We start from the raw sequence: 26,153 nt of genomic DNA, 5'->3' as shown, positions 1-26,153 counted from the left end.
TGACTCGGCGACACGATGTGCGGCAGTGCCCGAATCGCCGACGCTGCCGCACATCGTGTCTCACCGGCGAACCGGCGCGGACCCAACGGCCACCAACCATTAGAAGAGGACTCCAATGGCCACAACAGATGAATCCGACGGGCAGTGGCGGGCCGACAGCGAGGCAGCGGGCCTCGACCGCGACGACCATGCCACCGTCGACGCGACGGCGACGTTCGTCTTGCACCGCAATCTGCTGTTCACCGTCGCCTACGAGCTGCTCGGATCAGCGGCCGACGCCGAGGACGTCCTGCAGGAAACCTGGCTGAGATGGGTGAAGGTCGACCTGACCCAGGTGCGCGAGCAGCGCGCCTACCTGGTACGGATCACCACCCGCCAAGCACTCAACCGGCTGCGGTCGATGAAGCGGAGCAGAGAGTCCTACGTGGGCTCGTGGCTGCCGGAGCCGCTGTTCACCGCACCGGATGTGGCCGCCGACGTCGAACTCGCCGAGAGCGTGTCGATGGCGTTGATGCTGGTGCTCGAGACACTGACCCCGACCGAGCGGGCGGTGTTCGTGCTGCGAGAAGCATTCGGGTTCGGCTACGACGAGATCGCGGCTGCGGTCGACAAGACCCCCGACGCCGTGCACCAGATCGCCCACCGCGCCCGTCGCCACGTCGAAGCCCGCCGCCCGCGCCGCACGGTCAGCGCGGGCCAGGCCGAGGCGGCTGTCGAGGCGTTCCAGCGGGCGCTCGAGACTCGGGACCTGCAGAGCATGCTCGACGTGCTCGCGCCCGACGTTGTCGCGATCAGCGACGGCGGTGGTATCAAGCAGGCCACACCGCATCCGGTCGTCGGCGCCGACAAGGTGGCCCGGTTCATCGTCGGCGGGCTTACCAAGCACGAGGTCGCGCTCACCGTCGAGGCGACCGTGGTCAACGCAGGCCCGGCACTGGCTCTGCACGTCGAGGGTGAACTCGACGGCATCATCGTGGTGCATGTGGAGGACACCCGCATCACCGGCCTCTATTACGTCCGCAACCCGCAGAAACTGACCCATATCGAATCCGCGACCCCACTGACCCTGCGATGACTACCAGTTACGGCCCGACTGTTCGAGGAGTAGAGATGACCCTGCGGGCACCGCTCGCCACCGACACACTTCCGTCACGATGGTCGAGGGTGGCCGGAGTGGTCGTCGCGCTCACGGCGATCACGAGCACGTTGCTGATCGCGTTCGCTTGGCCGGCGGTGCGGTCGTCGGTGCACGATGTGCCGATCGCAGTCGCCGGGCCGACCACTGCGGTCGCACAGATCCGTACGACGCTCGAGCAGCGTCTGCCGGGTGGCTTCGAGATCACCGAAGTCGCCGACACCGATGCCGCTGAACAACTTGTCCGCGACCGGCAGGTGTACGGGGCTATTGTCCTGCGCTCCGGCGCCCCGCAGGTCATCGTCGCCACAGCAGCAAGCACTGCGGTCGCCCAAACTCTGCAGACTATGGCGGCCGGCTTCGGACAGGCGGGTAACCCCGGCACGCCGGTCGCGGTTCGCGACCTCGCGGCTCTGCCCGCCGATGACCCGCGCGGTGCCGGGCTGGCCGCAGGTGCGTTGCCACTGGTCATGGGCGGTCTGCTGGCCGCTGTGCTGCTGATCAGACTGGTCCGGGGCTCTGTGCGCCGGGTCACCGGCGCGCTGGGCTTCGCGGTCATCGGCGGCCTGACAGTGGCAGCGATCCTGCAATTCTGGCTCGGCTCTCTGGACGGGTCCTACGCGGCCAACGCGGGCGCCGTCGCCCTGACCGTCGCGGCTACCTCCTTGACTGTGCTCGGGTTGGACTCTGTGCTCGGATTTGCCGGGATCGGGATCGGCGCCGTGATCATGATGCTCATCGGCAACCCCCTTTCGGGCACGGCGACCGCGCCCGAGATGCTGCCCGGCTGGTCCGGCAGGCTCGGCCAGCTTCTGCCACCCGGAGCAGGCGGCCGGTTGCTGCGATCGACCGCCTTTTTCGACGGCCGTGGCGGCAGCGCCGCCGCCGTTGTTCTGCTCGCCTGGATCGTTCTCGGCGCGGCTCTGTGCCTGGTCGGTGGCCTGCGCGCGCACCGCGCCACCGCCGGAATTCGGTTGACGCGTACAGCATCCGCTGATGCCCCGTCGGCATCAACTCTGCAGGGCAATTCCTGAGATCGAAGGAGATTCGCGATGTTCGTCTACTCTGTGGCCGCCGCTCCGGCGGTCGCGCAGGTGTGGGTCGCCGCCGACTGTGGTCCGGGCTTCGGGAGATTCGGGCCATGCCGACCGCCGTGGTGGCGCTGGTCGGTATGGCCGCGGGAACGCTTGTCCTGGCTCGCTCCATCCGTCGGACCGGCACCGGCCGAGTGGAAGCCGTCCTGGCCCGGACTCTGGGACTGATCGGCATGGCACTCGGGGTGTGCATCTGATCGAGCACATCCCGGACAGCCGGGAGGTTGTCGGTCGCGTCCGCGCTCTTTCGGTCGACCGCAGCAGCGGCGGCCTTCGCTACGCCATGCGTTGCCGAAGCGGCCCTAGGGCTGCGGCACCGCGCATCTCAGCGCAGTTCGGCCGGCGAACCGAGCGACGCGACGCGACAAGTTTTCCAAGCGGTTTGCCCGAGACACGGGGAACCCTTCCTCAACGTCACTGTGACGCTGGATGAATGCGTGGTTCGAAGACGAATGATGCGGTGTCCGGGGAGGATCGTCGGCCTCGGCACTGCATCGCCCCTTCTGATCGCAGGCGCGCGTCCGCGGTGCCGTAGGCTGGATTCTCGCGCCGAGTGATCCGGCGCGGTCAGTCAGTCGCCGAGGTGAACGCGGGAGCCCGAGCCATGGATGATCGATCCAGCGTGGTGGTGGTCCCGGAGTCGGTGCGCACCGAGTTGCGTCGTGGTGTGCGCAGCGTGCTGGTCGATGCCGCGGCCTTGCGGCTGGTGCGGGACCGGTTCGACGACGACCAAGCCGGTTCGCTGCGGCGGTATCTCGAAGCGTCCCAATCGGCGAACACGCTGCGCGCCTACCGGGCCGACTGGGTGGCCTGGTCGGCGTGGTGCGGCACCGAAGGCAGGCAGGCGCTTCCCGCCGACGCGCTCGATGTCGCGGTCTACCTCGCCGCGGCCGCCGACGCACGCCGCGACACCGGCGGATGGGCATTCAGCCCAGCGACGTTGGAGCGCAAGTCGGCCGCCATCGCGGCGGTGCACGCGGCGAACGGCCTGCCGTCGCCGACGCGGTCGGACGTGGTGCGCCTGACGTTGCGCGGTATCCGCCGCACCCGGCGCAGCCAGCCCAAACGCAAACGCCCCGTCCTGCTGCACACCCTCGATCAGCTCTTGAGCGGGCTTCCCGGACCGGGCTGGCCCACCGAACCCGCTCGCCGCAGGGACGCGCTCGTGCTGCTCATCGGTTTCGCCGGTGCGTTGCGTCGCAGCGAATTGGCCGGATTGCGGGTCGGCGATGTCGAAGTCGGCCTCGACCACACCACCGGAGAACCGATCCTGTTGATCCGGCTGCCCGCGACGAAAACCGACCCGACCGGTGCGGCGGAACAGCGGGTGGCTCTCCCCCGCGGCCGCCGACCCGCCACCTGCCCCGTCTGCGCTTTCGCCGACTGGCTGCGGTTGCGCGAAATCCACGCCACGGCCGGTACTTCCGGAGTCCGGGCCTGGCTGGCCGACGCGCACCCGGCGGCACCCGAGATCCACCGCTGCCACGGCTTCACCGGCACCACGCTCGCCGACGCGGATCTTCCTCTCTGCCCCACCATCAACCGCCACGGCGTGATCGGCGACCACGCCATGTCCGGGCGAGCGGTCGCCGAGTTGGTCAAACGTTATGCCGCCCGAGCCGGACTCGATCCCGCTCTGTTCTCCGGTCATTCGCTGCGCGCCGGGTTCGCCACGCAGGCTGCCCTCGGGGGCGCCAGCGACCGCGAGATCATGCGCCAAGGCCGCTGGTCCAATCCGCGCACCGTCCATGGATACATTCGCACCGCCAACCCGCTGGAAGACAACGCGGTCACCAAACTCGGACTGTGAGCGATGAACTAGGACGAATTGCATTGAATGCAACACTGCACATTCTCGCGATGAAGACTGCGACGCAGGTTGAGAGCAATTGCCACCCTAGCGTATCGCCGCGAAATTAGCGCCCTGCCTGGATGATTCCAGCGTTCTGCGAACAAGACGCAACAATGTCGTGTTTGATGCAACACCGTGGAGGGTCGATCTGCGAGTGCGGCGCACGTGGTGCCGGCCGATGGTGTCGTGCACCTGGACCCCGAACGCGCGGCGTTCGATGCGATGCTGTTCGGTTGGGAGCGCCAGCAGCGGACGCGGTGCCTCGAATGCCGGTGCCCCTTCGAACGACGAATAACGCACGGATGCAATACCGCTACTTCACCAGTTTTTTGGGAATTGAATTGCATTTTCCGGCCGCGCACGGGGGCCACCTCCCTCGTGGGCATTTCCGGGCCCGCACCGATCTCGCCGCACGGCGCCATGACCAGCGGCCGGCCGCACAGTCTGCGGCCGGAGGGGAACAGGTACCCATTGTGACACCTATCCCGTTGTGCAAAACGGCATTTCGTGGCCTGCACCGATCGCAGTAGGCTATGCCGACACCGTGACCTGGGATATGCCAGAACGAGTGCGTTGATTTGAACTGAAGGTCACCCGTTCGACTTTCTCGTTTGCGCGAGACGGCATTTTATGTCCGCTGCGGCAGACCGATACCGTCGAATTCATGGAGTGGAATTTTAGGTCGGCCGAAGAGCTCGCGGCCGCATTGCGTGCCGGTGACGTAACCTCGGTGGAACTGACCGACGAAGCGATCGCCCGTATCGAGCGGGACGACAAGTTGATCAACGCGATCTGTGTGCGGACCTTCGACCGTGCGCGGGCCGCCGCACACCGTGCCGACCAGGCGCGCGCCCGCGGCGAGGACCGGCCGCTGCTCGGCATTCCGGTGACGGTCAAAGAGTGCTACAACATTGCCGGGCTGCCCACGACCTGGGGCATACCGATGCACCGGAACTATATGCCGGCCGAGGACGCGCTACAGGTGTCACGGCTCGAGGCCGCCGGCGCCGTTGTACTCGGGAAGACCAATGTGCCGCTCGGGCTGCAAGATATACAGAGCTTCAACGAGGTCTACGGCACCACCAACAACCCGTGGGATCACGGTCGCACGTCGGGTGGTTCCTCCGGCGGATCGGCGGCGGCATTGGCGTCTGGATTCGGCGCGCTGTCCATCGGCTCCGACATGGCCGGTTCGCTGCGCACCCCCGCGCATTTCTGCGGTGTCTACGCGCACAAGCCGACACTCGGGCTGGCGGCGCCCCGCGGGATGGTCCCGCCGTCCGCGCCCGCATGGCCGGTCGACCTCGACCTCGCCGTCGTCGGTCCGATGGCGCGCACCGCCCGCGACCTCACGCTCCTGCTCGACGTCATGGCCGGACCGGACCCACTGACCCTCGGCGTCGCGTTCGATCTGGCTCTGCCGCCCGCCCGCCACGAACGGCTCTGCGACTTCCGAGTCCTGGTCTTCGACGAGCATCCGCTCATTCCGACCGGGTCCGCTGTGCGGGCGGGGGTGAACCGGGTGGCCGACGCGCTCGCCGACGGCGGCGCGCGCGTCGAACGGCACAGTCCGCTGCTGCCCGATGTGACCGAAGCCGCGACGCTCTACATGCAGTTGCTGTTTTCGGGCTCCGTCGCATACTTTCCCGTCGACGAGTACGAGCAACTGCGCAGCCGCGCAGCCGAACTGAGCGCGGACGACCAGAGTTTGGACGCGGCCCGTTTGCGCGCGATGGTGTTCGGTCACCGCGACTGGCTGGCGGCGAACAACCGTCGCGAGCTGCACCGCCACGGCTGGCGGCAGCTGTTCGCCGAGTTCGATGCCGTGGTGTGTCCGATCACGCCGACTCCCGCGTTCCCGCACGACCACAACCCCGATCTGCTGGAACGCCGGATCGACATCGACGGTGCCGAGTACCAGTACTTCGATCAGCTCGTCTGGGCCGGTCTGGCGACCATGCCCGGCCTGCCCGCCACCGCCATACCGGCGGGCCGCTCACCCGAGGGTCTGCCGGTGGGAGTGCAGCTCATCGGTCCGATGTTCGAGGACCGCACCCCGCTGCGGCTGGCCGAACTGCTCGAGCAGAAGATCGGCGGCTTCCAGGCACCCTAGCGCGCGCACCGAATCAGACCAGTGCGTCGGCGTCGGCGTCGGCGCCCCGGCCGCCGCCATGCCGAAAGAGAGGTGCCTCGGGTTGTGCGGCTAGCCGCGCAGTTCATCGGCGAGTTCCGCCCGCACCGCCAGATCGTCCAGGAATCGGTCGATGCTGTCCGATCTGGCTCGGGGCAGCTGGAGGCGTTCGCGCACCACGAACTCGGCACGGTCGAGCACCGCGACGGTGAGGTCGTGCCCGAGTTCCTCGCGCACCTGCCTGCGTACCTGCTCGACGCGGTCCATGCCGTGTCTGCGCACCCGCTCGATCTCAGCGGCGGCGGCTGCCCGCAGTTCCGCGACGATCCGCTCCGCGTCGGCGCTCGCTTGCTCGTGAATTCCGGCCATCTCGGCGCGGGCCGTCACGGCCGCTTCGGCGAAAGCCTGTTCGGCCGCGGCCAATCGCGTCGTGGCCTGCGAGCTCTCCTCCAGCTGTCGTTGAATCGTCTGCTGCGCGCGCAACATCATCGCCCGCACCTGCGGGACCACCCATCTGACCAGTGCGCCCACGATCACGGCGAAGCCGAACAGTTGACTGAGGAATACCGGCCAGTTCCAGGTGATGTCGTAGATGCCGTCACGTTCGTTCACCGTCTCCTCCGATCACTCGGTCGGCCAGTTGCCCGGCAAGCGGGTCGATGTGTTCGCGCAACCCTGCCGCCACCGCGTCGGCGTGGGTTCGCAGCTGGATGGTGGCTGCGGCCACCATCTCGTCGGACTGTTCCTGTGCGCGCTCGCGCGTCGAGATCAGGGTCGCCCGGCCGTCGAGCCGGGCTTGTGCACGCAACCGCGCGGCCTCGCCGCGTGCCTGTGCCACAGAGGACCGGTACCGGTGCTCGGCTGCCCCGAAGAGCTCACGTGCGCGCTGCTCATCTGTGGCGGTCTTGGTGACGCGGGCTTCCCGTTCGGCGAGCACGTCGCGAATCGGCGGTACGACGAACAGCCAGATGACGGCGAGCACGAGCAGAAATATCGCCAATTCGGCGAAGAAGGTGCCGTTGGGGATCAGGAAGTTCTGTTCCGCTCGGTGTTCGGTCGCCATGGCGCTACTTTCCTGGCGCCGCGAAAGCGAACAGCGCCATGAACGTCAGGTTGATGAAGTAGACGGCGTCGACCAGGCTGACCGCCATCAGGTAGTTGCCGCGCAGCCTTCCCTCGGCCTCCGGTTGCCGGGAAATGCCGTTGATCAGCGCCGAGCCCGCCATCCCGTTGCCGTAGCCCGCGCCGATCGCGCCGCCGACCATCATCAGTCCGCCCGCCAGCAGGGCCGCCGCCTGGACGATCGTCTCGTGGGTCACGTCTGCCATTTCTGTTCCTTTCCTTTCCCCGTCGAAAGAGGAATGTGGTGGCCGGTGTGTGCCGGCGCAGTTCAGTGGTTCTCGTGCTCGCGCGCGGTGGCCTGGCCGAAGTAGAGGATGGTCAGCAAGGCGAAGATGAAGGCCTGGATCAGCCCGACGAACAGGTCGAACAGTTTCCACACGGCGTTGGGCCCCCAGCTGAGCCAGGCGGGGAGCAGCGCGATCACCGAGATCATCACCCCGCCCGCGAACATGTTGCCGAACAAGCGCAGAGCCAGCGACAACGGTTTCGCCAGTTCCTCGATGATGTTGATGAAGACCATCGGGCCCCACCCGGTGTGCCCCTTCAGCACCTGCTTCACATGCCCGATCGGTCCCCGTCGCGCCACTCCCGCCGCCTGGTAGCAGAGGAATACGAACAAGGCGAGCGCATAGGTGAAGTTGACATCCGCGGCGGGCGGTTTGATCAATTCGCCGTCGCCGTACTGCACCGGCAATACCGACAACCAGTTCGACAGCAGAACGAAGACGAACAGCGTCACCGCCAGCGGCAGGACGAAAGGCGCGATTCGGAGGCCGACCGCGCTTTCCACCTGGCCGCGCAGTTGCACTGTCACGGTCTCGAAGAACAACTGCACGCCGTTGGGAACCCCGGAGGTCAGCTTGACGCGCAGCGAGAACGCGAGCCCCAGCACGACGACGGCCGCGATCGCGGTCGCGAGGATGGTGTCGACATGAAACGCCATCCCGAGGAAGTGCGCCGTTTCATGATGTCCCACTTGGACTTTCGTCATCGGACACCGCGCGGGACAGGCGCTGCCGTGCTGAGCAGCCAGACGATCTGGAAGGTCACCAGCCCGAGCAGAATGCCCGATCCATCGGGCCGCGCCAGGACGCCGACGGCCAGCGCGAGCGCCGTGACGCCGAACAATCGCAACCCGTTCGTCGCCGCCAAGAAGTGTGTGCCCGATTCGGCGCCGGACGAGATCCGCGTGACGGAAACTCTGGCCAGCCACGCGTTGCCATAGCCCAATATCATTCCGATGCAGGCGAATACGCCCATCAGCAGCCGATCCAGCGCCCCGGCCGCTGCGAGAACCATGATTCCCACTCCGGCGGCGACGATGATCGGGCGGCGGTCCACGCTGACCGTCATATGCCCTCCCAAGGTGATGTCGTGACGGCTTGTAGCGGAGCTACATGCCTACGGTCACAACAGCATTCTTACTTACTACGTTCTGTAGTACAAGAGTTCCCGACAAATCGGTCAAAGCGCCCGTATCACGCGCCCCACGACAGTCGGCGGTATGCGGTGATGCGCCGGGCCGCTGACATACGGTGCGCCGACTGTCTGTTGCGCCACCCGGGAACTGCTTCGCACGCCTGCCCACCGCTGCCGACGAGGCCGATTTTCACGGGTCCCGCCGAGCGCAGCAAGGACGCTCGCGTTCGCCGACAAGAGATTGCTCACAAGTAGCTATGGTGTGGCCATCGACGGTGAACCAGTCGACACTTGTCGCGCGGAGGCGCAGGTCGGCAGACGCGGTCCACCTTTGCCATCAGGACAAGAAGATCGCTCTCGAGAACTCCGGACGGCGCGTCGGCGGGACGAAGCGCAGCGATGCTGAAGATATGCTGAAACCGTGCTGTCAGTGCCGGCGCCGATGCTGGCCGTCTCCGGACGGCCACCGCAGGAGCGCGGACGGTGGGCGTTCGAGATGAAGTGGGACGGCATCCGTGCCATCGCGCGGTGCCGGGACGAGGACTGCCGGTTCTACAGTCGCAACAATCGCGATCTCAGTGGCTCGTTTCCCGAGCTCACGGCCGTACTGGAAGATCTGGGCGAGCGTGGTGAGATATTTCTCGACGGTGAGATCGTCGCGCCCGATCCGGCGACGGGGGTGCCGTCGTTCGGTCGCTTGCAGCGGCGTATGCATGTGGTCTCGCCCAGCGCGGAGTTGCTGCGCGGATTCCCGGCGCAATATCTCGCCTTCGATCTGCTGGCGGTGCACGGTGGGTCCATCATGAATCTGCCCTATACCGAGCGCCGCGAGCGTTTGGCGGAACTCGCGCTGGACCGGCCGCTTGCCCGCACTCCGCCGTACTACTCGGATGTCGATCCCGACACCCTGATGGACGTCGCCCGCGAGCACGGTCTGGAGGGAATCGTCGCCAAGCGCCTCGATTCGGCCTACTACCCCGGCCGCCGCTCCCCGTTGTGGATCAAGACACCGCTGCGTAAGACAACGGAGGCCGTCGTCGCGGGCTGGCTGCCCGGCTCGGGGCGTTTCTCCGCGACGTTCGGTTCGCTCGCGCTCGGCGCTTACGACGACCGTGACCAGTTGGTGCACGTGGGCAATGTCGGTACCGGCTGGACCATGCACGACCGCCGCTCCCTGCAAACCCGCCTGAACGAGCTGTCGCGTCCGGACACCCCCTTCGACGTTCCCCCGCCCCGTGCGGTCGCCGCGGCCGCCCATTGGGTGGAGCCCGTTCTCGTGGCCGACATCGAATATCGCGAAGCGACCTCCGAGGGGCTGCGCCACCCCAGCTGGCGAGGTCTGCGCCTGGACAAGTCCCCGCACGAAGCGAAAGTGCCTCCTTCGCAGTGACTTCTACAAGCCACTGCTCGTTCCCGGCGCCCCTGGTGAGAGGCCCGGCCCACTGGCTCGAAAACGGTCGTCCTCGAAGTCCAGCCGGTAGACCGCGGGCATCGGCATCTCCCGCTGGAAGGCCCAGCCCACGTCGCGGCGACCGAATCCGACCAGCGCGCGGGAGATGAAGGTCCCGTGGCTGCCGATCACGATGGTGCGCCCGCGGTGCCGCCGAGCCAACGTCCTCAGGACCGCGGTGGCGCGGTCGGAAAGCTGTCGCAGACTCTCGCCGCCCGGTCTGGCGGACGAGGGCTCGGCCCAGCTCGCGGAGTAGTGCCGGGCGTATTCGGGTGTCGGACCGATACCGGAGTCCCATTCGCGCAATTCGTTGTCGGTCTCGATCGGAAGGCCGGTGAAACGACCCAGCGGCGCGACCGTTCGGACGGCGCGCAGGAAGGGACTGGAGTAGATCGCGGCGGGATCCGCGGCGGCCAGCTCGGTGACCAGTCGCTGGGCTTGGTGTTCGCCTTCCTCGGTCAGCGAGCGCTCATAGTCATCGGGGCCGCCTGGGTGCGGGATGAAAGGCTGCGCGTGACGAACCAGAAGGATGGTGGATCGCATGATCACCGCTCCGCGTTATCGACGTTCGCCGCCGGGGCAGCGGCGGGCGCCTGCCGCTGTGTGATGGTTCGGCAGGCGCGTTGCATGCCGTCGGTGCGACGGGCCGAGTGCATGTCGGCGGGGTCATCGTTCATAGGTGAGTTCGAATGGGCGGGCGCGCGGCCGAGTCGTGGGCGATCTGCCGTACCACGTCGGGGAGCAAGGTGTGTTCGGCTTCCAGGACCCGCGCACCGAGCGTCTCGGCGGTATCGCCCGACCGCACCGGCACTTCGACCTGGGCGATGACCTCACCGGCGTCGTATTCGCCGGAGACGTGATGGACGGATACGCCGGTGACGAGGTCTCCGGCGTCCAGCACGGCTCGGTGCACGTGCCTGCCGTACATGCCGGGCCCGCCGTGGCGGGGAAGCAACGCGGGGTGGACGTTGATGATCCGGGTGGCGAATTCGCTCGTGGTCCGCGGCCCGATCTTCTTCAAATATCCGGCGGTCACCACCAGATCGACCGCGTGCTCGACAAGCGCGGCGCGCATTGCTTCGTCCGGGTCGTCATGGGTGCGCCCGGACAGGTGCCGGGCGGGGATCCGGGTGTCCCGGGCATAGCGCAGCGCGCCGGAGTCGCTGTTGTTGCTGATGACCAGCACGATCCGGAACCGGGCGTCCGCTTCGAGGGAAGCCTGGTGCAGCGCACGCAGATTCGACCCGTTGTGGGAGGCGATCACCGCGACGCGAAGCTCCGGCATGGTCGCCTAGTCTCGCACAGGCGCTGCGGGGGCTCGCTCACGGACGACGGCACAAGCTTCACCGGCGGCGGACCTGCCGAGTCCGATTCCGACGCCGAGACCCCATCGGCCGGGCTGGAGGCGGACCGTGGACACGTCAGCGAGGGGCGTGATCATCGACAGGGGCGGGCCATTGGTCGATGCGGGACAGCGGGGTGCGGCGGCGCGACGGGAGCAGGTCGCGCAGGCGACGGTCACCGCGCAGCGCTGAACGGGCCTGTGCGGCATAACCTTCGGCGTGGCGGGCCGCCGGATGCCTGCGCCGCGCTTCGGCGAGCCATCCGGTGGCTTGGCGCAGGGCCTCGAGGCGGGTGAGGGTTGGGTCCGGCAGCAGCAGGGTGGCGTGGTCGGGGGCGACGACGATCGCGGAGCCGAGATGTTGCAGGCAGCGGCCGATACCGGGGTCGTCGTCGAGGGCACGGTATGCGGTGAGGGCGAGCTGCCAGCAGCGCAGGGCGCGGCGGGGTTCGCCGCGGGCCCACCACAGGGTGCCCATCGTCTCGTGGGTCTGGGCGCGGCCGCCGGGATCGATGCCGGTGCGGGTGAGGGATTCGGCCAGCTCGAGACGATCCTGCGCGGCGTCGAGGCGTCCCTGCCGGATGTGGACGACGGCGAGGTTGATCAGTGCGCACACCTCGCCCGCGACGTCGTCGCGGGGTAACAGCCACCACGCGGTTTCCAGCCGGTCGGCGACTGTGTCCAGATCGGGCGGCGCGGCGCCCAGTTCGCGCAGCGCGGCGTGGTGTTCCCAGCGGGCGGCCAGGCTCGTGGACAGCCGCCGCGGCCGATAGCCCCGCGGCCGCTCGGCCAGCCGGTCTGCCCGCAGCTTCACCAGATCCCGGTTCAGTTCGTCGAGCCCGGGTAGCGAACACAGGTCCTCGGACACGCCATGCGCATTCTCTCGCAAGCCGATTCGCGCATACCAGACGTCCAGTGCGTTGCCGATGCCGATCAGATGCGCGAGCGCCGCGGCGGGAAAATCCACGCCGGGATTCGCGCACGCCGATACCAGGGAGCGCAGATACGGCTCCTCGATCTCGAACCATCGGCGCGCGCCCACGGCGAAGCGCCGCGATTCCAGCGCGATCGCCCAGCGTCCGGCGCGGTCCGCGTAGTGGTGCAGTAGCGCGGTGAGCGCCGAACCCCACTGCGGGCCCGCCGTGACCGTCGCTCGATCCGGCAGCCTGGGCACCTGCCGCACACAGAACCGCTGGGCGCCGTCCTGCGCGAGGACACCGCGGCGGCACAGGCCCTGCAGCAGCATCGGCGCGGTGCGGGCCGAGGGTTCCCGCGCCACCGGCAGCCGGCCGGGTGTGTCGCGAATGGCGTTGAGCACGGCCAACAGCGCGACCGTCTCGTAGTCGTGCACCGGCAGATCGCGCAGCACCGCGGCGATCAGATGCCCGTCGAGGGAGGCGACCGGCCGCGGCGGCGGCACGGCTACCCGTGGTCGCGGGTCCGCCAGCGCGGGCCCCGGTTCGACCAGACCCGCGATCAGATCCATCTCGCGGGCAGTGCGCAGCCTGCTGCGATATCCGCCGGCGAACCGGGACAGCGCGTACGTCGCCGCCGCGGCGATGAACAACACCGACAACCACCGCAGCGGGCCGTTGAAGAACTGCACGACGCTGTTCTCACCGAAGGAGTTCACCACCAGGGTGCGCACCAATTCGAACAGCACCGTGTAGGCCACCACCGACGCGGTGCCCAGGAACCCCAGCCAGACCGACGATCTCGGCGTGGCGGTCTGCCCGACCGGTTCGGTGCGTTCGGTCGGCGCGCTCACCGCGGCTCCTTGCTCGCCGCGCAGCGCGACCGCGCCGGCTCGGTCGGCCTCACCGCAGCACTCCCCCGGTCAGTCCCGGCACCACCCAGCGCCGCCAGGTCGCCAGCAGCAGCGCCACCGGCAGCACGGCCGAGACCAGCGATCCGGCGGCCACTTGTGCGGCGTTCTCACCGAACTGCCGAGCCTCCCCCCACAGCAGCAGCGACCACGGGCTGGCCCCTGCCCCGCTGACGACGAGGCCGATGAAGAAGTCGTTCCACACCTGGACGAATTCGAGCACCGCCACCGCTCCCAGCGCGGGCCCCGAGCTGGCCAGCAAGCGCCGCGCGATGGTGCCGGGGCTGGCCAGGCCGTGCAGGGCGTCGGCGGCGCCGCTGCCCGGTGGGGCGAGCATCGCGCCGCGCAGCACGAGGATGGCGATCGGCAAACCGGCGGCGGCGTGCACGAGGATCAGCGGAATCCGCGTCCCCGACAGTTCGTAGGTATCGACGAGACCATCGATCGGCCCGAGATAGGTCTGCGCCGGGATCACCGCCAGCACCACCAGCGCCACCACAGCTACTCGCGCGGCGGTGCCGTCGGGGCGCAGCGCGGCCAGCCGGTAGGCCACCGGAGCCGCCGCGGTCACCACGACCACCGTCACGATTCCCGCGACCCACGCGGTGGTCTGCAGCGAACGCCACAGTCCGTCGTCGCCCCACACCAGAGCGACGGCCGAGAATCCGAATCCGTCGTGTCCACGCACGCCGGTGTAGGCGAGCACCCCGATCGGGAACAGCACCAGCACCGAGACCAGTCCGATGCCCGCCGCCCGCACCGCGCCGATGCGGCGGCGCCCCGGCACCGTCATCGCGCGCACCGCCGACCAGCTCGCGCGATGTCTGCGCACGTCCACCTGCAGCAGCCAGGCGACCGCGCCGACGAGCACCGCCAGCGGTAGCGCGTAGGCGGCCGCGGCGCCGGGTTCGGTGTCGGCGGACAGGCGCCACCAGTGCACGGTGGCGCTGTCCACCTGGTACTCCAGTGCCCCGGGGACCCCGATCAGCACGACGTCGAAGACACGTGCGGCCGCGACCCCCACCGCGAGCCCGGCGATCAGCAGCACCGGTCGCAGCAACTCGTACAGCCGCAACGCCAGCGGCCTGCCGTCGTCGCGATAGAGGTATCCCGCGCGGGCCGGATCGGCTTCTATCGCATGGATTCCCGCCCGGAACAGCGCGGTGAGAAAACCCAGCCAGGTCCACAGGAACGCCGATCCCAGCATCGCCGCGAGCCACCATCGGTAGATCCCGGCGTCCTCGATGTCCAGCCATCGTGCGCCGGAACCGAAGATCACCCGGAACGCCACGCCGGACACGAACGCCGACACTCCGAAGGGCACGATCAGCGGTAGCCACAGCCATCGCGCCGCCCGCCCCCACCAGGCGATCGCCAACGCCAGCAGCAGTAGCCCGACCGCGAACGCCACCCACAACAGTGTGCGCAGGTACGCGCCTTTCCCGTCGGGGCTCATCGTGCCGGCCAGCAACCATAGGCCGCCGGCCGTACCACCGATCGCCGTCAGCCAGAGCGGGATCCGTATCCGTGGCGGCGCAGCCCGCCTGCGCAGCACGGCAGGCAGGAGCGCGCTCACCGCGACGATCGCGCACGCGAGCACCTCCGCCGGGCGAGCCCGGGTGGCGATGACCACGGTCCACGCGGCGGGCAGGACCAGCAGGGCTACCGTCAGCACCACCGCGGGCAGTCCGGTGAGCCGGCCGAGCCAGCGCCGCGGCCGGCCGCCGGGGACCAGCGGTCCGCGCATGCGGCGGGTGGCCAGCTCGATGCGCAGCCCGTTGACCTCGAAATCCGGCGGCGGCGTCATCGGCGCCGCCGCTCGAAGTCATCCAGCGCGGCGATAGCGCGGTCGGTGGCCTCGGCCACCGGTGTCGGCGCTGCGTCGCCGATCGCGATCAGGAACTCGGTCAGCGCCCGCCACAATCCGGCCCGTCCGCCCACCGCGCCGATCCGGTCGGACAGGTCGAAGGCGCTGCGTGCGTTCAGCTCACGCGCCGAGGACGCCAGCAGCGGCGAGTACTCCGCTTCGGTGCGCAGGTTCGGGGCGAGGAAGCCGCCGTAGCGCTCGATCCAGGGCAGCGGGGCGCGGGCCCCGGCCAATTTCTCGACCAGGTCTTCCGCGCGACGGTTCGCTTCGTGGGTCACGACGAGCACGTCGCCGCCGACGATCTTCGGCCGCCCCGACACGGCGGTGACCGCGGGGAAGGGCACCACACCGACGTCCCGGACCGCGCGGCCGGACGCGCGTACCCCGCTGCGCACGATCGGTTCCGCGAAATCGGGGGCGACGACGGCCGCGGCGCGGCGATGCTGGAACACGTCCCGCACGGCGTCGGAGAACTGCCGGGTCAACGCGACTCCGACGCCTCCGGGGAAGGCGTGCCGGTGTCCCCACAGAATGCCCAGATGTTTCAGGGCCGCCCGCACTGCCGGGTTGTCCCATTCCCGACTGCTCTTCGAGGCCAAGTCGTCGTAGAACCTCGGCGATTCGGCGAGCAGGACGTTTTCGAAGAAGTCGGTCAGCACCCATCCGTCGGCGGCGGCCAGGGCGAGCAGGCGGATCGGAGACTGTGCGAGGACCTCCATCCGGTCCACCCAATCGGACAGGGTCCATCCCGTCGGATCACCCAGACCGTGGGTGGCGAACTGCTGACGGTCGAACCACACCAGTGACTTGTCGGCTGCTTTGAACGGCACACCGAACGCACGGCCCTCGTGGCGCAGCAACAGTTGCCAGTGCTGGGCGTAGCGGGCGCCGCGTTCATCGGTCCACACCGTCTCGGGGATCGGCCGCAGTTCGCCGCGCCGGGCCAGCTCCCGCACCCGCCCGGCCTGCGGCAGCAGCACCACGTCCGGGGCGGACCGGCCCCCTGCGGTGAAGGCGGTGTCGGTGTTGTCCCCGAGGGGGATCACTTCGACGTCGTAGGCGAGATCCAGTCCGTCCAGTACGGCGTGGAAGGCGGCCAGCTCCGATCCGCTCCAGGACACCCCGACACGCACCGCCTCCGAGCTGCCCAGCAGCAGGTCCGGCGCACACGCGGCGGTCAGCGGCAGGACCATTCCCGCTCGCAGCAGCGCTCTGCGCGTCCCCATCGTCCCCCGATGCCATTGCGTGCCAATCGAACTCGATTATGCGTCAAATCCGTCGCGCTGGTGGGCACTCGGCGATCTTCGCGACCGGCTCGCCGCCGCCCGCGGAATTCCCCGTGCGCCGCGGCCGCCGCGCCTGCTAACGTCGCCGGCGTGAAGCGCGCTGCTGTGACGACGACGCCGGAATCCGTCCCGGCGCGCTGATCGACGCTTTCATCGAAGCCCCGGGGCGAGTGCCCCGGGGCTTCGGCTTGTGGTCACTCGCCCGCTGTTCACGAGGAGACCACCATGCCCGACCATCACACCCTCGGCCGTGCGCTGAATCTGTTCGACACCGACCCGCTGATCGGCGCGGGACTACCGTTCTGGCTGCCCGACGGCGCGGCCGTACGCCAGGCGCTGGAGGACTACATCCGCGTCGCCGAACGCCGCGCGGGCTACCGTCATGTGTCTTCGCCGGTGCTCGGCAAGCGCGAGCTCTACGAAATCTCCGGGCACTGGCAGCATTACCGCGACGATATGTTCCCGCCGATGGATCTCGGCGGCGAGCAGATGGTGTTGCGCCCGAGTCTGTGCCCGCACCACGCGCTGCTGTTCCGCTCCCGCCCGCACAGTTACCGCGAGCTGCCGCTGCGGATCGCCGAGCTGGGCGGCATGTATCGCTCCGAACTCTCCGGCGTGCTGGGCGGATTGACCCGGGTGCGCGCGATCCAGCTCAACGACGCGCACATCTTCTGCACCCTCGATCAGGTCACCGCCGAGGTCGCCGCGGCGCTGGCCATGATCGGTGACGCCTACGCCGCGCTGGGTATCCGCGCGGCCCGCTACCGGTTGTCGCTGCCCGGGCCGGGTGGGAAATACGTTGCCGCACCGAGCATGTGGGAGCGCTCGATCGCGGTGCTCACCGAGGTCCTGGACGACTCGGGACTGGCCTATGAGGCGGCGCAAGGCGAAGCGGCGTTCTACGGCCCCAAGATCGACGTGCAGGTCCGCGACAGCGCCGGACGGGAGTCCACCCTGTCCACCGTGCAGATCGATTTCCATCAGCCCGAGCAGTTCGACCTGCACTACACCGGCGCCGACGGCGCCGCGCACCGGCCGGTCATGGTGCACCGCAGCATCATCGGCAGCGTCGAGCGAGCCGTGGCCCACCTGATCGAATGTCACGGCGGCCGGTTCCCGGCATGGCTGGCGCCGGTCCAGCTGGTCGTGCTGCCGGTCACCGATGCCCAGGAGGCGGCGGCCGCGGAGTTCGAGCGGCGCTGCCGCGATCTCGGGCTGCGCGTAGTGGTCTCGCCACCGGATCGCGGCAGCCTCGGGGCACGCATCCGCGACCATCGCCTGGTGCCGTATCAGGCGGTCATCGGCGCACAGGAGGCCGCCACCGACGGTGTGGCGCTGCGGCTGCGCGACGGCCGCCGACTCGGCCCACTGCCCGTCGCCGAGGCGCTGGCCCGCGTCGGGAGCCTTCTCGCCGCGCACAGCGTCGACCTGTGGGATGCCGCGGGCGAAGAAGGGCCGGTGTAACCCTTGTCACATCGTGGTACGTGAGCGTACCGTACGAGTGGTACATCGGAGTACCACGCGAGGAGGTGGGCGAATGCCCGCTGTCAGACTGCCAGACGGTCCATCCACCCCGCCGATCGTGCAGAGCATGCAGATCCTGACCGGCCGCACCCGCACGTGGCGGCGCATGCACGCCCGCTACGGCTCGGCCTTCACCATCCAGATGCCCAGATTCGGGCGGTCGGTCGTGCTCGCCGACCCCGCGGAGATCAAAGCGCTGTTCACCGCGGGGACCGACGTCGTCGACAACATCGACGTCAACCTCGGCGAATTCCTCGGGCCGGGATCGCTGTTCGCGCTGACCGGCGCCGAACACCGCAAGCAGCGCAAACTGCTCACCCCACCGTTCCACGGCCGCCGCTTGACCGTGTACGAGTCGCTGATCGAGGAGGAAACGGTCCGCGAGATGGCGACGTGGCCGTCGGGGCAGGAGTTCGCCACGATGGACTCGATGATGCGGATCACGCTGAACGTGATCCTGCGCGCGGTGTTCGGCGCCGAGGGCGCCGAATTCGAGCAATTGCGCGAGCTGCTGCCGAAACTGGTCCTGGTCGGATCGGCCCTCGCCGCGATTCCGGTGCCAAAACGGGCGCTGGGACGGTTCGGCCCCTGGGCTCGGTTCGCGGCCTACCGCCGCCGCTACGACGACATCGTCGGCCGGCTCATCGACCGCGCGGCCGACGACCGGATCGACGAACGCGACGACGTGCTGGCGATGCTGCTGCAAGCCCGCTACGACGACGGCTCGGCCATGTCGCGCGGTGAGATCGCCGACGAACTGCTGACCCTGCTCACCGCGGGGCACGAGACGACGGCGACGACCCTGTCGTGGACGATCGAGCGACTGCGCAGGCACCCGGATGTGCTGCGCCGCTTGGTCGCCGAAGCCGACGCCGGTGGATCGCAGCTGCGCGAGGCGACGCTGCTGGAGGTGCAGCGGGTGCGTCCGGTCATCGACGCGACGGCCCGCCAAGTCCGGGCGGAATCGCTGCGGCTGGGCCGGTGGACGCTGCCGAAGGGGCAGAAGATCGTGGTCAGCATCCGCCTGATGCACGACAACGAGGAGCTGTTCCCGAACGCCCGCGTCTTCGACCCCGACCGATTCGTCGGTGTCCGGCCCGGCACGTTCAGCTGGATCCCGTTCGGCGGCGGCAGCCGCCGGTGCATCGGCGCCGCGTTCGCCACGATGGAGATGAACGTCGTGCTGCGCACGCTGCTGCGTGACTTCACCCTCGAACCGACCGACGCCCGCGACGAACGCGCACACTTCCGCGGCGTCGCCCTCGTCCCGGCGAAGAAAGGCCGTGCCGTGGTGCGTCGCCGCGCACCACGCAACAGCACGCCCACCCTGGAGCGCGCCGCCGAGGTGACGGCATGACCGAGCAGTTCGCCGAAGTCGGCCGCGGCATCACCCTCGCCTACACCCAGCACGGCGAAGGCGGCGTCCCGCTGCTGCTGATCTCCGGGCTGGGGCAGCAATTCCACGACTGGCCGCAGGGGTTGTGCGAGCTGCTGGCGGCACGCGGCTACCACGTCATCCGTTTCGACAATCGCGACGTCGGCCGCTCCACGCACTGCCGCTTCCCGCCACCGGGACCGCTGGCCATGCTGGGCAGGCGCTGGCATCCCGACCAGTACACGCTGGCCGATCTGGCCGCCGACACCGTCGGCCTGCTCGACGCGCTCGACCTGCCTTCGGCGCATCTGGCCGGCATGTCGATGGGCGGAATGATCGCCCAGACCGTCGCCGCCCGCCACCCCTCCCGGGTCGCGTCCCTGACCTCGCTCATGTCCACCACCGGCGCCGCCGGGATCGGCCGCCCGGCCTGGTCCACCTGGCGGTTGATGTTCGGCCGACCGGCCCGCACCCGCGACGAGCACATCGATCGGACCGTGCGCATATACCGGCACATCCGCTCGGCCGGATACCCGTTCGACGAGGCCGCGGTGCGCGCGACCGCGGCCATGACCTGGGACCGTGACCCCGCCCCCGCCGCGGGCGTCGCCCGGCAGCTCGCGGGCATCCTCAAATCCGGCGACCGGACCGGCGAACTGCGCGCGGTCACCGCGCCGACACTGGTCCTGCACGGCGACCGGGACCTCATGGTCGCCCCGACCGGCGCGGCCGCGACCGCTCGCGCCATCGCGGGCGCTCGCCTGCGCACGCTGGCGGGCATGGGCCACGACCTGCCCGCCGCGGTGTGGCCGACGCTCGCCGACCTCATCCACGAACACATCCGCACGTCCGAAAGCAGGAGCACCGATGCCCCGCACCCGTAGGCCGCTGTCCGGCCGCCCGGTCATGATCACCGGCGCGGCCTCCGGAATCGGCCGCAGCCTCGCCCACTTGTTGTCCCGCAGCGGCTCGCCCGTCGCGATCGCCGATATCGACCAGGTCGGGTTGAAAGAGACCGCGGCCTCGCTGACCGGCCCGGTGCTCACCCGCGTCCTGGACGTGCGCGACGCCGCCGACCAGCTCGCCTTCGCCGACGAAGTCCGCGACTGGCTGACCGCGCCGCTGGCGGCGGTGTTCAACAACGCCGGCGTCGCGACGTCCTCCTCGGTGCTCGACGCGGTCCCCGAAGACGATGAATGGCTGCGGCGGATCAATTTCGACGGCGTCGTCAACGGCACCCGCGCGTTCCTGCCCATCCTGGTCGAGCAGGATCACGGCGTCGTGGTCAACACCTCGAGCGTGTTCGGGCTGCTCGGCATGCCCAACCAGAGCGCCTACTGCGCGGCGAAATTCGCCGTGCGCGGATTCACCGACGCCCTGCGGCAGGAACTGCGCGGCACCGGGGTGTCCGCGGTCAACGTCCACCCCGGCGGCATCAAGACCAACATCGCCCGCAACGCCCGCGTCCGCAAGGACCCCGAGGGCCGGGGGCGCACGCACGAGCAGATGGCGGCGGAATTCGAGGCGCTGACCCTGACCACGCCACAGAAAGCGGCCGAAATCATCTGCCGCGGCGTCGAACACGGCAAGTCCCGCATCCTGGTCGGCCCCGACGCCTACCTGTTCGACCTCTTGGCCCGGATAACACCCACCCACTACTACGGCGTGGTCGCGCTGCTGGAACGCAGCCTGCGCACCCGCGACACGACGGGAGCGCGGGCATGAGCGAACATCTCGACGTCCTGATCGTCGGCGCCGGGCTGTCCGGCATCGGCGCGGCCCACCACCTGCAGGCGGCATTCCCCCACCGCACCTACGCGATCCTCGAGGCACGCGACGCTCTCGGCGGCACCTGGGATCTGTTCCGCTACCCCGGCGTCCGCTCCGACTCCGACATGCACACCCTCGGTTACCGCTTCCGTCCGTGGACCCAGGCCCGAGCCATCGCCGACGGTCCCGCGATCCTGCGCTACATCCGCGACACCGCCGCCGACGCCGGAATCGACCGGTTCATCCGGTACGGGCACCGCGTGACGGCGGCGGCGTGGTCCAGCAGCGAGTCACGCTGGACCGTGCTCGTCGAACACGACGGCGCCACCCGCGAGATCACCTGCGATTTCCTGCTCGTGTGCAGCGGTTACTACCGCTACGACGAGGGGTACACGCCGCAATTCGCCGGCCTCGGCGAATTCCGCGGCCGCCTGGTGCATCCACAGCACTGGCCCGAGGAGCTGGACTACACGGGCAAACGGGTGGTCGTCATCGGCAGCGGCGCCACCGCGGTGACCCTGGTCCCGGCCATGGCCGAGACCGCCGCACACGTGACGATGCTGCAGCGATCACCGACCTACATCTTCCCCGTCCCCGCCGAGGACGCGGTCGCGAACCGCTTGCGCCGACTGCTGGGACCACGGCGGGCATACACGATCGTCCGCTGGAAGAACGTGCTGATCAGCACCCTCATCTACCAATTCAGCAGACGACGCCCCCAGCGGATGCGGAAATTCATCCGCGACCTGACCGTCAGGCAATTGCCCGACGGCTACGACGTCGACACCCATTTCAAACCGGTCTACCAGCCGTGGGATCAACGGCTGTGTCTGGTACCGGACGGGGATCTGTTCCGCGCGATCCGCCACGGCCACGCCACCGTGGTCACCGATCACATCGATAGATTCACCCCGACCGGGTTGCGCCTGGCGTCCGGACGCGAACTCGAGGCCGACGTGGTGGTCACCGCGACCGGGCTGCGTCTGCTCGCACTCGGCGGTATCCGGCTCACCGTCGACGGGCAGCAGGTCGCGCTGCCGGACACCATGGCCTACAAGGGAATGATGCTCAGCGGAGTGCCGAACTTCGCTTTCACCATCGGCTACACCAACGCGTCCTGGACGCTGAAAGCCGACCTGGTCAGCGAATTCGTCTGCCGCCTGCTGCGGCACATGGACGCAGGCGGCTACCAGCAAATCACACCGTGGCCCGACCCCGCCGTGTCACCCGCGCCGCTGCTGGACTTCCAGGCCGGTTATGTGCTGCGCGACATCGACCGATTCCCCAAGGCGGGGTCCCGGTCCCCGTGGCGGCTGGGAATGAGCTACGGCCACGACGTGATCGCGCTGCGCTACGGCCGCATCGATGACGGCACCATCCGCTTCACCCGCCGAGGCGCCCCGTCCGACGACGCCACCGGCAGCGGGCACGCCGAACCAGGACACGATTCCGAGCAGGTCACAGCTTGACAGCGCTGCTGCGCGGGGCCGCGTCCCGGTGCGGGGCTCGGGCGGGACGCGATAAGCCGACCGGAGTAACTAACCTGATTCTCGTGACACGCGCCGAGCCCGTATCCCGCACCTCCGCCGACGACGGCCCGGATTCGGGGTTTCGCCGCCGCCTCCTCGACGGCATGGCCGTCGCAGTGCGCGAACGCGGTTACCAGGACTCGACCGTCGCCGATGTGGTCCGCCACGCCCGCACCTCCCGCCGCACCTTCTACGAGCACTTCACCAGCAAACAGGACTGCTTCATCGCCCTGCTGACCGAGCGGAACAAGGAGACGATCCAGCAGATCGAGGCCGCGGTCGACCCGCACATGCCGTGGCGCACCCAGGTGCGCCAAGCCATCGAGGCCTGGATCCGCACGTCACAGGACGATCTGTCCATCACCCTCAGCTGGATCCGTGTCGTGCCCTCCCTCGGTGACGACGCGCGCCAGTTGCAGCGCGAGGTCGGCGAGGCGTTCGTCGCACTGATCCAGAAGCTCGTCGACACCACGGAATTCGCCGCTGCCGGACTGCGTCCGCCGTCGCGCCAGGTGGCGACCATCCTGTTCGGCGGCTTCCGGGAACTCATCGCCACCACCGTGGAAGACGGCGACGACATCGCGGGCATCGTCGACGTGGCGGTCGAATCCGCGATCGCGCTGGTCGGCCCGCACGTCTAGCCGCCGCGGCGCCCACGATCATCCGGCGGCGTCGGCGAACGCCCCCTCGGTCAGCACCGGCACCACCGAGCTCACGTCGAGTTCGGTGGCCACCGCGACATCCTGCGCGAATCCGCCGTCGGCCAGTTCCCGGCCGGAGGCGCATTCGCGGATCAACGCCGCGACGTCGGTGATCCCCTCCCACGTGGTCGCGGCCGCGCCGGCCTCCGGCGACAGCGGCCCGGCTCCCTCGCGCGCCAGCGCCGCGGCGACCGCCCCCGCACCGAGCCAATCCTCGACCGCGGGCCGCAGGACGTCGCGGCCCGGCCAGTGCTCGCCTGCGGCGATCACCGCCACCGGCCGCTGCACGGTGCCCCATCCCTGCTCGACGATCCAGCGGGCGACCGCGCTCGCGTTGCGCAGGCACGCCGCGACCACCGGCACCCCGCTGACGGCCGCGGCGATGGCCGAACCATTGGGTGAGGGCAACACGAGCCGCGCCGCGACGGGCGCGGCCCGCAACGCCGCCGGAGACAGCGACCACGGCTGCCGCTCGGAGACATCGCGCCGCCCCACCGCCAGCGCCGCATCGCGGCGGGCCGCGAACTGCGCGGCTCCACCGTCGCGCCACGGATAGGGCAGCACGCGTGTCCCGGCTTCCACCGCCACCGACACCGACGTCGTGAACGACAGGACGTCGACCACGACCACGCACGCGCTGCCCGGCCCGAGCGCCATCGCACCCGCCGAACCCCACTCAAGCCCCACACCCCAAGGCCGCTGCCGCGCCCACTCGGCGATCTCCTGCACGCACATCCCTCCCACAACCGGCCGTTCCGATCATCTGGAAAATCTATGGCGTCCCCGCTACCCGATGGGAAGGATGACGGTCACACCGGACACGCTCCTTCGAAGGGAACCGAACGCATGGAGGACGCCGACCTCGTCGTCGACCGGATCATCGAGTTCGCCGTCGCGCACCCCGGCATCTCGGCGGTGATCCAGACCGGATCGCGGGCGCGCGGAACCCGAGTCGACGAGTTCTCCGATCTCGACATCGAACTCATCGGCCCCGGCACCGGCGAGTTCGTCGGCGCCGACGACTGGTTGCGCGCGATCGGCCCGGTCCTGGTGAACATCCACCTGGACAACGACGAGCCGCACTGGCCGACCTGCCTGGTGGTCCTGGCCGAGGGCCGCAAAGTCGACTTCACCCTGGCCGGTCCCGGCCGGCTCGATGACCTGATCGCCGACGGTCTGGACGAGCTATATCAGCGCGGCTACCGCGTGCTGCTGGACAAGGACGGCAGTACCACCGCCCTTCCGCCCGCCACCGGCAGCCACACCCCGGCCCGGCCCACCGCCGCCGAAATCGAGGCCACCCAGCGCGAATTCTGGTTCGAGGCCACGCAGATCCCCGTCTACGTCGCGCGCGGCGATCTGTGGCCCGCGATGCTGCGCCTCGCCGAGCTGCGCGAATCGCTGCTGACGATGGCCGAATGGCACACCACCGCCCGCTCCGGCGGCCGCATCGACCACTGGCACAACGGCCATCACCTCCACGAGTGGCTCGACCTCCGATTCCGCGACGCCCCACCGGACTTCTTCCCCCGCTACACCGGCCGCGAGATCCTCACGGCAGTCCATGCCCTCGCCCACACATTCAGCGCACTCGCCGCCGATGTCTGCCGCGAAACCAACTGTCCGGAATTGGATCTGCGCGATAGGGTGCTCGCCGACGCCGAGCGGATCAGCACCGCCCGGCCCGACGCATCCATCGACTGACCCGCGCTTCAGCTCTGCTCGGGCCGATCCGGCCGGTAGAACCACTCCTCCAGGCTGAAGTCCTCCCGGATCTTCTTCTGATCCACCAGGAACTGCTTGGTCCCGGTCAGCAACTGCACGCCGATCGGCGCGAAGATCTCGTCGGGGATGTATCCCGGACGCGCTGTGGCACGCACCGCGGATTCCGGCGACTTCGACTGGGAGACCTCGTAGTTCACGTAGTCGTCCCAATGCTCTTTCGCGTACCGGTTGGCCTCCACGAGCACCGACTGCCACGCGCGGCCGAAATCGGGATGGCTGTCGAGGAACTCCTGGCTGCTCACCGAGGAGCTGGTCCCCGCGAGATCGGGATGATTGTCGTGAATCGAGTCGACCTGGTGGAAGCCCTTGGCCAGGAACGATTGGAAGAACGACGACGGGTTCACATCCGGCAGCGCGACCGCCGCGATATCACCACCGTTGAGCGGGGCTTCCGCGTCGGTGGCGAGCAGATGAACCAGCTGGGCCTGAATCCCCTCCGCCTTCAACGCACCCTGCAGGTAGCGATCGATGTACGAACCGGACTGCACACCGACCTTCTTGCCCGCCAGATCCTTCAGCGTCCGGATCGCCGGATCCTTGGCCACCACACCGGCGTTGTAGTTGACCGCCGCGATGGCCAGCAGTCGCGTCTTCAACCCGCTGCCCCGCGCGACCAGGGCGGGCGTATCACCGTAGGTGGCGACGTCGAGGCGGCCACCGACCAGCGCCTGGTTCAGGTCGGGGCCGTTGGGGAAGCTGTAGACCTCGATGTCGTTCACCCCCAGCGGCTTCAGCGCGGGCAGCAGGGCGCCGCGCTGATGGGCGAAGCCGACCGGACCCGTCAGCACGTTACCGGTGCCGATGGTGCCGATCCGGAGGGTCTTGATCTCGGCGCGGGACGCCGAGCCCGCATCGTCGGACCCGCAGCCGGCGACAGCCAGCAGCAGCGCGGACACGACGGCAGGCACGATCAGCCTGAGAGTGCGCATGATTCGCTTTCGTTGTT

The 26,153-nt window shown here is 69.1% G+C and carries 25 protein-coding genes; 13 read left to right on the top strand and 12 right to left on the bottom strand.

Going from position 1 to position 26,153, the window contains the following annotated elements; translation table 11 throughout:
• Positions 1-115: 115 nt before the first annotated feature.
• The 5 genes from IU450_RS22480 to IU450_RS22460 all read left to right on the top strand — a co-directional run bounded on the left by IU450_RS22480 (position 116) and on the right by IU450_RS22460 (position 6,194).
• Positions 116-1,075 carry an RNA polymerase sigma-70 factor gene (locus IU450_RS22480; protein WP_195151721.1) on the top strand — a complete coding sequence of 320 codons (960 nt, stop codon included), beginning with the start codon at positions 116-118 and terminating at the stop codon, positions 1,073-1,075.
• A gap of 35 nt (positions 1,076-1,110) precedes the next feature.
• Positions 1,111-2,169 (top strand): ABC transporter permease, encoded by a 1,059-nt coding sequence (locus tag IU450_RS22475; RefSeq protein ID WP_228834957.1) that lies wholly within the window; start codon positions 1,111-1,113, stop codon positions 2,167-2,169.
• A 107-nt stretch (positions 2,170-2,276) separates the two neighbouring features.
• A complete protein-coding gene (locus IU450_RS22470; RefSeq protein ID WP_195151720.1) occupies positions 2,277-2,426 on the top strand; it encodes a DUF6223 family protein in 150 nt (49 codons plus the stop codon).
• A gap of 407 nt (positions 2,427-2,833) precedes the next feature.
• On the top strand, positions 2,834-4,039 hold the full coding sequence (locus IU450_RS22465; protein ID WP_195151719.1) for a site-specific integrase: 1,206 nt from the start codon (positions 2,834-2,836) through the stop codon (positions 4,037-4,039).
• A 706-nt stretch (positions 4,040-4,745) separates the two neighbouring features.
• Positions 4,746-6,194: an amidase gene (locus tag IU450_RS22460; RefSeq protein WP_195151718.1), complete on the top strand. Its 1,449-nt coding sequence runs from the start codon at positions 4,746-4,748 to the stop codon at positions 6,192-6,194.
• A gap of 90 nt (positions 6,195-6,284) precedes the next feature.
• Here the strand turns inward: IU450_RS22460 and IU450_RS22455 are convergent, their stop codons facing one another.
• The 5 genes from IU450_RS22455 to IU450_RS22435 form a co-directional block, all read right to left on the bottom strand.
• Positions 6,285-6,824: a hypothetical protein gene (locus tag IU450_RS22455; RefSeq protein ID WP_195151717.1), complete on the bottom strand. Its 540-nt coding sequence runs from the start codon at positions 6,822-6,824 to the stop codon at positions 6,285-6,287.
• A complete protein-coding gene (locus IU450_RS22450; RefSeq protein WP_195151716.1) occupies positions 6,811-7,275 on the bottom strand; it encodes a F0F1 ATP synthase subunit B in 465 nt (154 codons plus the stop codon). The genes IU450_RS22455 and IU450_RS22450 overlap by 14 nt, the downstream gene beginning before the upstream one ends.
• 4 nt (positions 7,276-7,279) lie before the next feature.
• Positions 7,280-7,540, bottom strand: a complete 261-nt coding sequence (atpE, locus tag IU450_RS22445; protein WP_043702969.1) for an ATP synthase F0 subunit C — start codon at positions 7,538-7,540, stop codon at positions 7,280-7,282.
• Positions 7,541-7,602: 62 nt separating this feature from the next.
• Positions 7,603-8,325 (bottom strand): F0F1 ATP synthase subunit A, encoded by a 723-nt coding sequence (gene atpB / locus IU450_RS22440; RefSeq protein ID WP_195151715.1) that lies wholly within the window; start codon positions 8,323-8,325, stop codon positions 7,603-7,605.
• Entirely contained in the window at positions 8,322-8,687 is a 366-nt protein-coding gene (locus IU450_RS22435) for a hypothetical protein (protein WP_195151714.1), read from the bottom strand. Before IU450_RS22435 ends, atpB begins: the two co-directional genes overlap by 4 nt.
• A gap of 508 nt (positions 8,688-9,195) precedes the next feature.
• Between IU450_RS22435 and ligD the strand changes: the two genes are divergently transcribed.
• On the top strand, positions 9,196-10,143 hold the full coding sequence (gene ligD / locus IU450_RS22430; RefSeq protein WP_195151915.1) for a non-homologous end-joining DNA ligase: 948 nt from the start codon (positions 9,196-9,198) through the stop codon (positions 10,141-10,143).
• A 3-nt stretch (positions 10,144-10,146) separates the two neighbouring features.
• On the opposite strand, the gene IU450_RS22425 is transcribed toward ligD, so the two are convergent.
• The 5 genes from IU450_RS22425 to IU450_RS22405 form a co-directional block, all read right to left on the bottom strand.
• Positions 10,147-10,746 (bottom strand): histidine phosphatase family protein, encoded by a 600-nt coding sequence (locus IU450_RS22425; RefSeq protein WP_195151713.1) that lies wholly within the window; start codon positions 10,744-10,746, stop codon positions 10,147-10,149.
• A gap of 130 nt (positions 10,747-10,876) precedes the next feature.
• Positions 10,877-11,488, bottom strand: coding sequence for a phosphoribosylglycinamide formyltransferase (gene purN, locus IU450_RS22420; protein ID WP_195151712.1), 612 nt, complete (start codon positions 11,486-11,488; stop codon positions 10,877-10,879).
• Positions 11,489-11,624: 136 nt separating this feature from the next.
• Positions 11,625-13,313, bottom strand: a complete 1,689-nt coding sequence (locus tag IU450_RS22415) for a tetratricopeptide repeat protein (RefSeq protein WP_195151711.1) — start codon at positions 13,311-13,313, stop codon at positions 11,625-11,627.
• Positions 13,314-13,362: 49 nt separating this feature from the next.
• Positions 13,363-15,177 carry a carbohydrate ABC transporter permease gene (locus IU450_RS22410; RefSeq protein WP_195151710.1) on the bottom strand — a complete coding sequence of 605 codons (1,815 nt, stop codon included), beginning with the start codon at positions 15,175-15,177 and terminating at the stop codon, positions 13,363-13,365.
• Positions 15,174-16,463: an ABC transporter substrate-binding protein gene (locus IU450_RS22405; protein ID WP_228834956.1), complete on the bottom strand. Its 1,290-nt coding sequence runs from the start codon at positions 16,461-16,463 to the stop codon at positions 15,174-15,176. Before IU450_RS22405 ends, IU450_RS22410 begins: the two co-directional genes overlap by 4 nt.
• A gap of 285 nt (positions 16,464-16,748) precedes the next feature.
• On the opposite strand from IU450_RS22405, the gene thrS reads away from it, so the two are divergent.
• The 6 genes from thrS to IU450_RS22375 all read left to right on the top strand — a co-directional run bounded on the left by thrS (position 16,749) and on the right by IU450_RS22375 (position 23,362).
• Positions 16,749-17,987 carry a threonine--tRNA ligase gene (gene thrS / locus IU450_RS22400; RefSeq protein WP_195151709.1) on the top strand — a complete coding sequence of 413 codons (1,239 nt, stop codon included), beginning with the start codon at positions 16,749-16,751 and terminating at the stop codon, positions 17,985-17,987.
• Between the two features lie 73 nt (positions 17,988-18,060).
• Positions 18,061-19,404, top strand: coding sequence for a cytochrome P450 (locus tag IU450_RS22395; protein ID WP_195151708.1), 1,344 nt, complete (start codon positions 18,061-18,063; stop codon positions 19,402-19,404).
• A complete protein-coding gene (locus tag IU450_RS22390; RefSeq protein WP_195151707.1) occupies positions 19,401-20,306 on the top strand; it encodes an alpha/beta fold hydrolase in 906 nt (301 codons plus the stop codon). The genes IU450_RS22395 and IU450_RS22390 overlap by 4 nt, the downstream gene beginning before the upstream one ends.
• Positions 20,290-21,147, top strand: a complete 858-nt coding sequence (locus IU450_RS22385) for an SDR family NAD(P)-dependent oxidoreductase (RefSeq protein WP_195151706.1) — start codon at positions 20,290-20,292, stop codon at positions 21,145-21,147. Before IU450_RS22390 ends, IU450_RS22385 begins: the two co-directional genes overlap by 17 nt.
• Positions 21,144-22,661 (top strand): flavin-containing monooxygenase, encoded by a 1,518-nt coding sequence (locus tag IU450_RS22380; protein ID WP_195151705.1) that lies wholly within the window; start codon positions 21,144-21,146, stop codon positions 22,659-22,661. The genes IU450_RS22385 and IU450_RS22380 overlap by 4 nt, the downstream gene beginning before the upstream one ends.
• Before the next feature lie 83 nt (positions 22,662-22,744).
• A complete protein-coding gene (locus tag IU450_RS22375; RefSeq protein ID WP_324197770.1) occupies positions 22,745-23,362 on the top strand; it encodes a TetR/AcrR family transcriptional regulator in 618 nt (205 codons plus the stop codon).
• Between the two features lie 18 nt (positions 23,363-23,380).
• Here IU450_RS22375 and IU450_RS22370 read toward each other — a convergent pair whose 3' ends face one another.
• Complete coding sequence (locus IU450_RS22370; protein ID WP_324197769.1) at positions 23,381-24,151, bottom strand: 2-phosphosulfolactate phosphatase; 771 nt, start codon at positions 24,149-24,151, stop codon at positions 23,381-23,383.
• A 117-nt stretch (positions 24,152-24,268) separates the two neighbouring features.
• On the opposite strand from IU450_RS22370, the gene IU450_RS22365 reads away from it, so the two are divergent.
• Positions 24,269-25,126, top strand: coding sequence for an aminoglycoside 6-adenylyltransferase (locus IU450_RS22365; RefSeq protein ID WP_195151703.1), 858 nt, complete (start codon positions 24,269-24,271; stop codon positions 25,124-25,126).
• Positions 25,127-25,134: 8 nt separating this feature from the next.
• Here the strand turns inward: IU450_RS22365 and IU450_RS22360 are convergent, their stop codons facing one another.
• The gene (locus IU450_RS22360; RefSeq protein ID WP_195151702.1) at positions 25,135-26,136 is read right to left on the bottom strand and encodes an ABC transporter substrate-binding protein; all 1,002 of its coding nucleotides are present in this window, start codon (positions 26,134-26,136) and stop codon (positions 25,135-25,137) included.
• Positions 26,137-26,153 lie beyond the last annotated feature (17 nt).

This window comes from Nocardia abscessus, assembly GCF_015477775.1.
Lineage (GTDB): Bacteria > Actinomycetota > Actinomycetes > Mycobacteriales > Mycobacteriaceae > Nocardia > Nocardia abscessus_A.
The sequence above is the reverse complement of the archived record's forward strand: the minus strand, read 5'-3'. Positions and strand labels throughout refer to the sequence as shown.

Excerpts from the sequence above, each read along its gene's own strand:
- IU450_RS22480 (WP_195151721.1), top strand. The coding sequence starts at position 116 with ATGGCCACAACAGATGAATCCGACGGGCAGTGGCGGGCCGACAGCGAG.
- IU450_RS22475 (WP_228834957.1), top strand. The coding sequence starts at position 1,111 with ATGACCCTGCGGGCACCGCTCGCCACCGACACACTTCCGTCACGATGG.
- IU450_RS22470 (WP_195151720.1), top strand. The coding sequence starts at position 2,277 with ATGCCGACCGCCGTGGTGGCGCTGGTCGGTATGGCCGCGGGAACGCTT.
- IU450_RS22465 (WP_195151719.1), top strand. The coding sequence starts at position 2,834 with ATGGATGATCGATCCAGCGTGGTGGTGGTCCCGGAGTCGGTGCGCACC.
- IU450_RS22460 (WP_195151718.1), top strand. The coding sequence starts at position 4,746 with ATGGAGTGGAATTTTAGGTCGGCCGAAGAGCTCGCGGCCGCATTGCGT.
- IU450_RS22450 (WP_195151716.1), bottom strand. The coding sequence starts at position 7,275 with ATGGCGACCGAACACCGAGCGGAACAGAACTTCCTGATCCCCAACGGC.
- atpE (WP_043702969.1), bottom strand. The coding sequence starts at position 7,540 with ATGGCAGACGTGACCCACGAGACGATCGTCCAGGCGGCGGCCCTGCTG.
- atpB (WP_195151715.1), bottom strand. The coding sequence starts at position 8,325 with ATGACGAAAGTCCAAGTGGGACATCATGAAACGGCGCACTTCCTCGGG.
- IU450_RS22435 (WP_195151714.1), bottom strand. The coding sequence starts at position 8,687 with ATGACGGTCAGCGTGGACCGCCGCCCGATCATCGTCGCCGCCGGAGTG.
- ligD (WP_195151915.1), top strand. The coding sequence starts at position 9,196 with ATGCTGGCCGTCTCCGGACGGCCACCGCAGGAGCGCGGACGGTGGGCG.
- IU450_RS22425 (WP_195151713.1), bottom strand. The coding sequence starts at position 10,746 with ATGCGATCCACCATCCTTCTGGTTCGTCACGCGCAGCCTTTCATCCCG.
- purN (WP_195151712.1), bottom strand. The coding sequence starts at position 11,488 with ATGCCGGAGCTTCGCGTCGCGGTGATCGCCTCCCACAACGGGTCGAAT.
- IU450_RS22410 (WP_195151710.1), bottom strand. The coding sequence starts at position 15,177 with ATGACGCCGCCGCCGGATTTCGAGGTCAACGGGCTGCGCATCGAGCTG.
- IU450_RS22405 (WP_228834956.1), bottom strand. The coding sequence starts at position 16,463 with ATGGGGACGCGCAGAGCGCTGCTGCGAGCGGGAATGGTCCTGCCGCTG.
- thrS (WP_195151709.1), top strand. The coding sequence starts at position 16,749 with ATGCCCGACCATCACACCCTCGGCCGTGCGCTGAATCTGTTCGACACC.
- IU450_RS22395 (WP_195151708.1), top strand. The coding sequence starts at position 18,061 with ATGCCCGCTGTCAGACTGCCAGACGGTCCATCCACCCCGCCGATCGTG.
- IU450_RS22390 (WP_195151707.1), top strand. The coding sequence starts at position 19,401 with ATGACCGAGCAGTTCGCCGAAGTCGGCCGCGGCATCACCCTCGCCTAC.
- IU450_RS22385 (WP_195151706.1), top strand. The coding sequence starts at position 20,290 with ATGCCCCGCACCCGTAGGCCGCTGTCCGGCCGCCCGGTCATGATCACC.
- IU450_RS22380 (WP_195151705.1), top strand. The coding sequence starts at position 21,144 with ATGAGCGAACATCTCGACGTCCTGATCGTCGGCGCCGGGCTGTCCGGC.
- IU450_RS22365 (WP_195151703.1), top strand. The coding sequence starts at position 24,269 with ATGGAGGACGCCGACCTCGTCGTCGACCGGATCATCGAGTTCGCCGTC.
- IU450_RS22360 (WP_195151702.1), bottom strand. The coding sequence starts at position 26,136 with ATGCGCACTCTCAGGCTGATCGTGCCTGCCGTCGTGTCCGCGCTGCTG.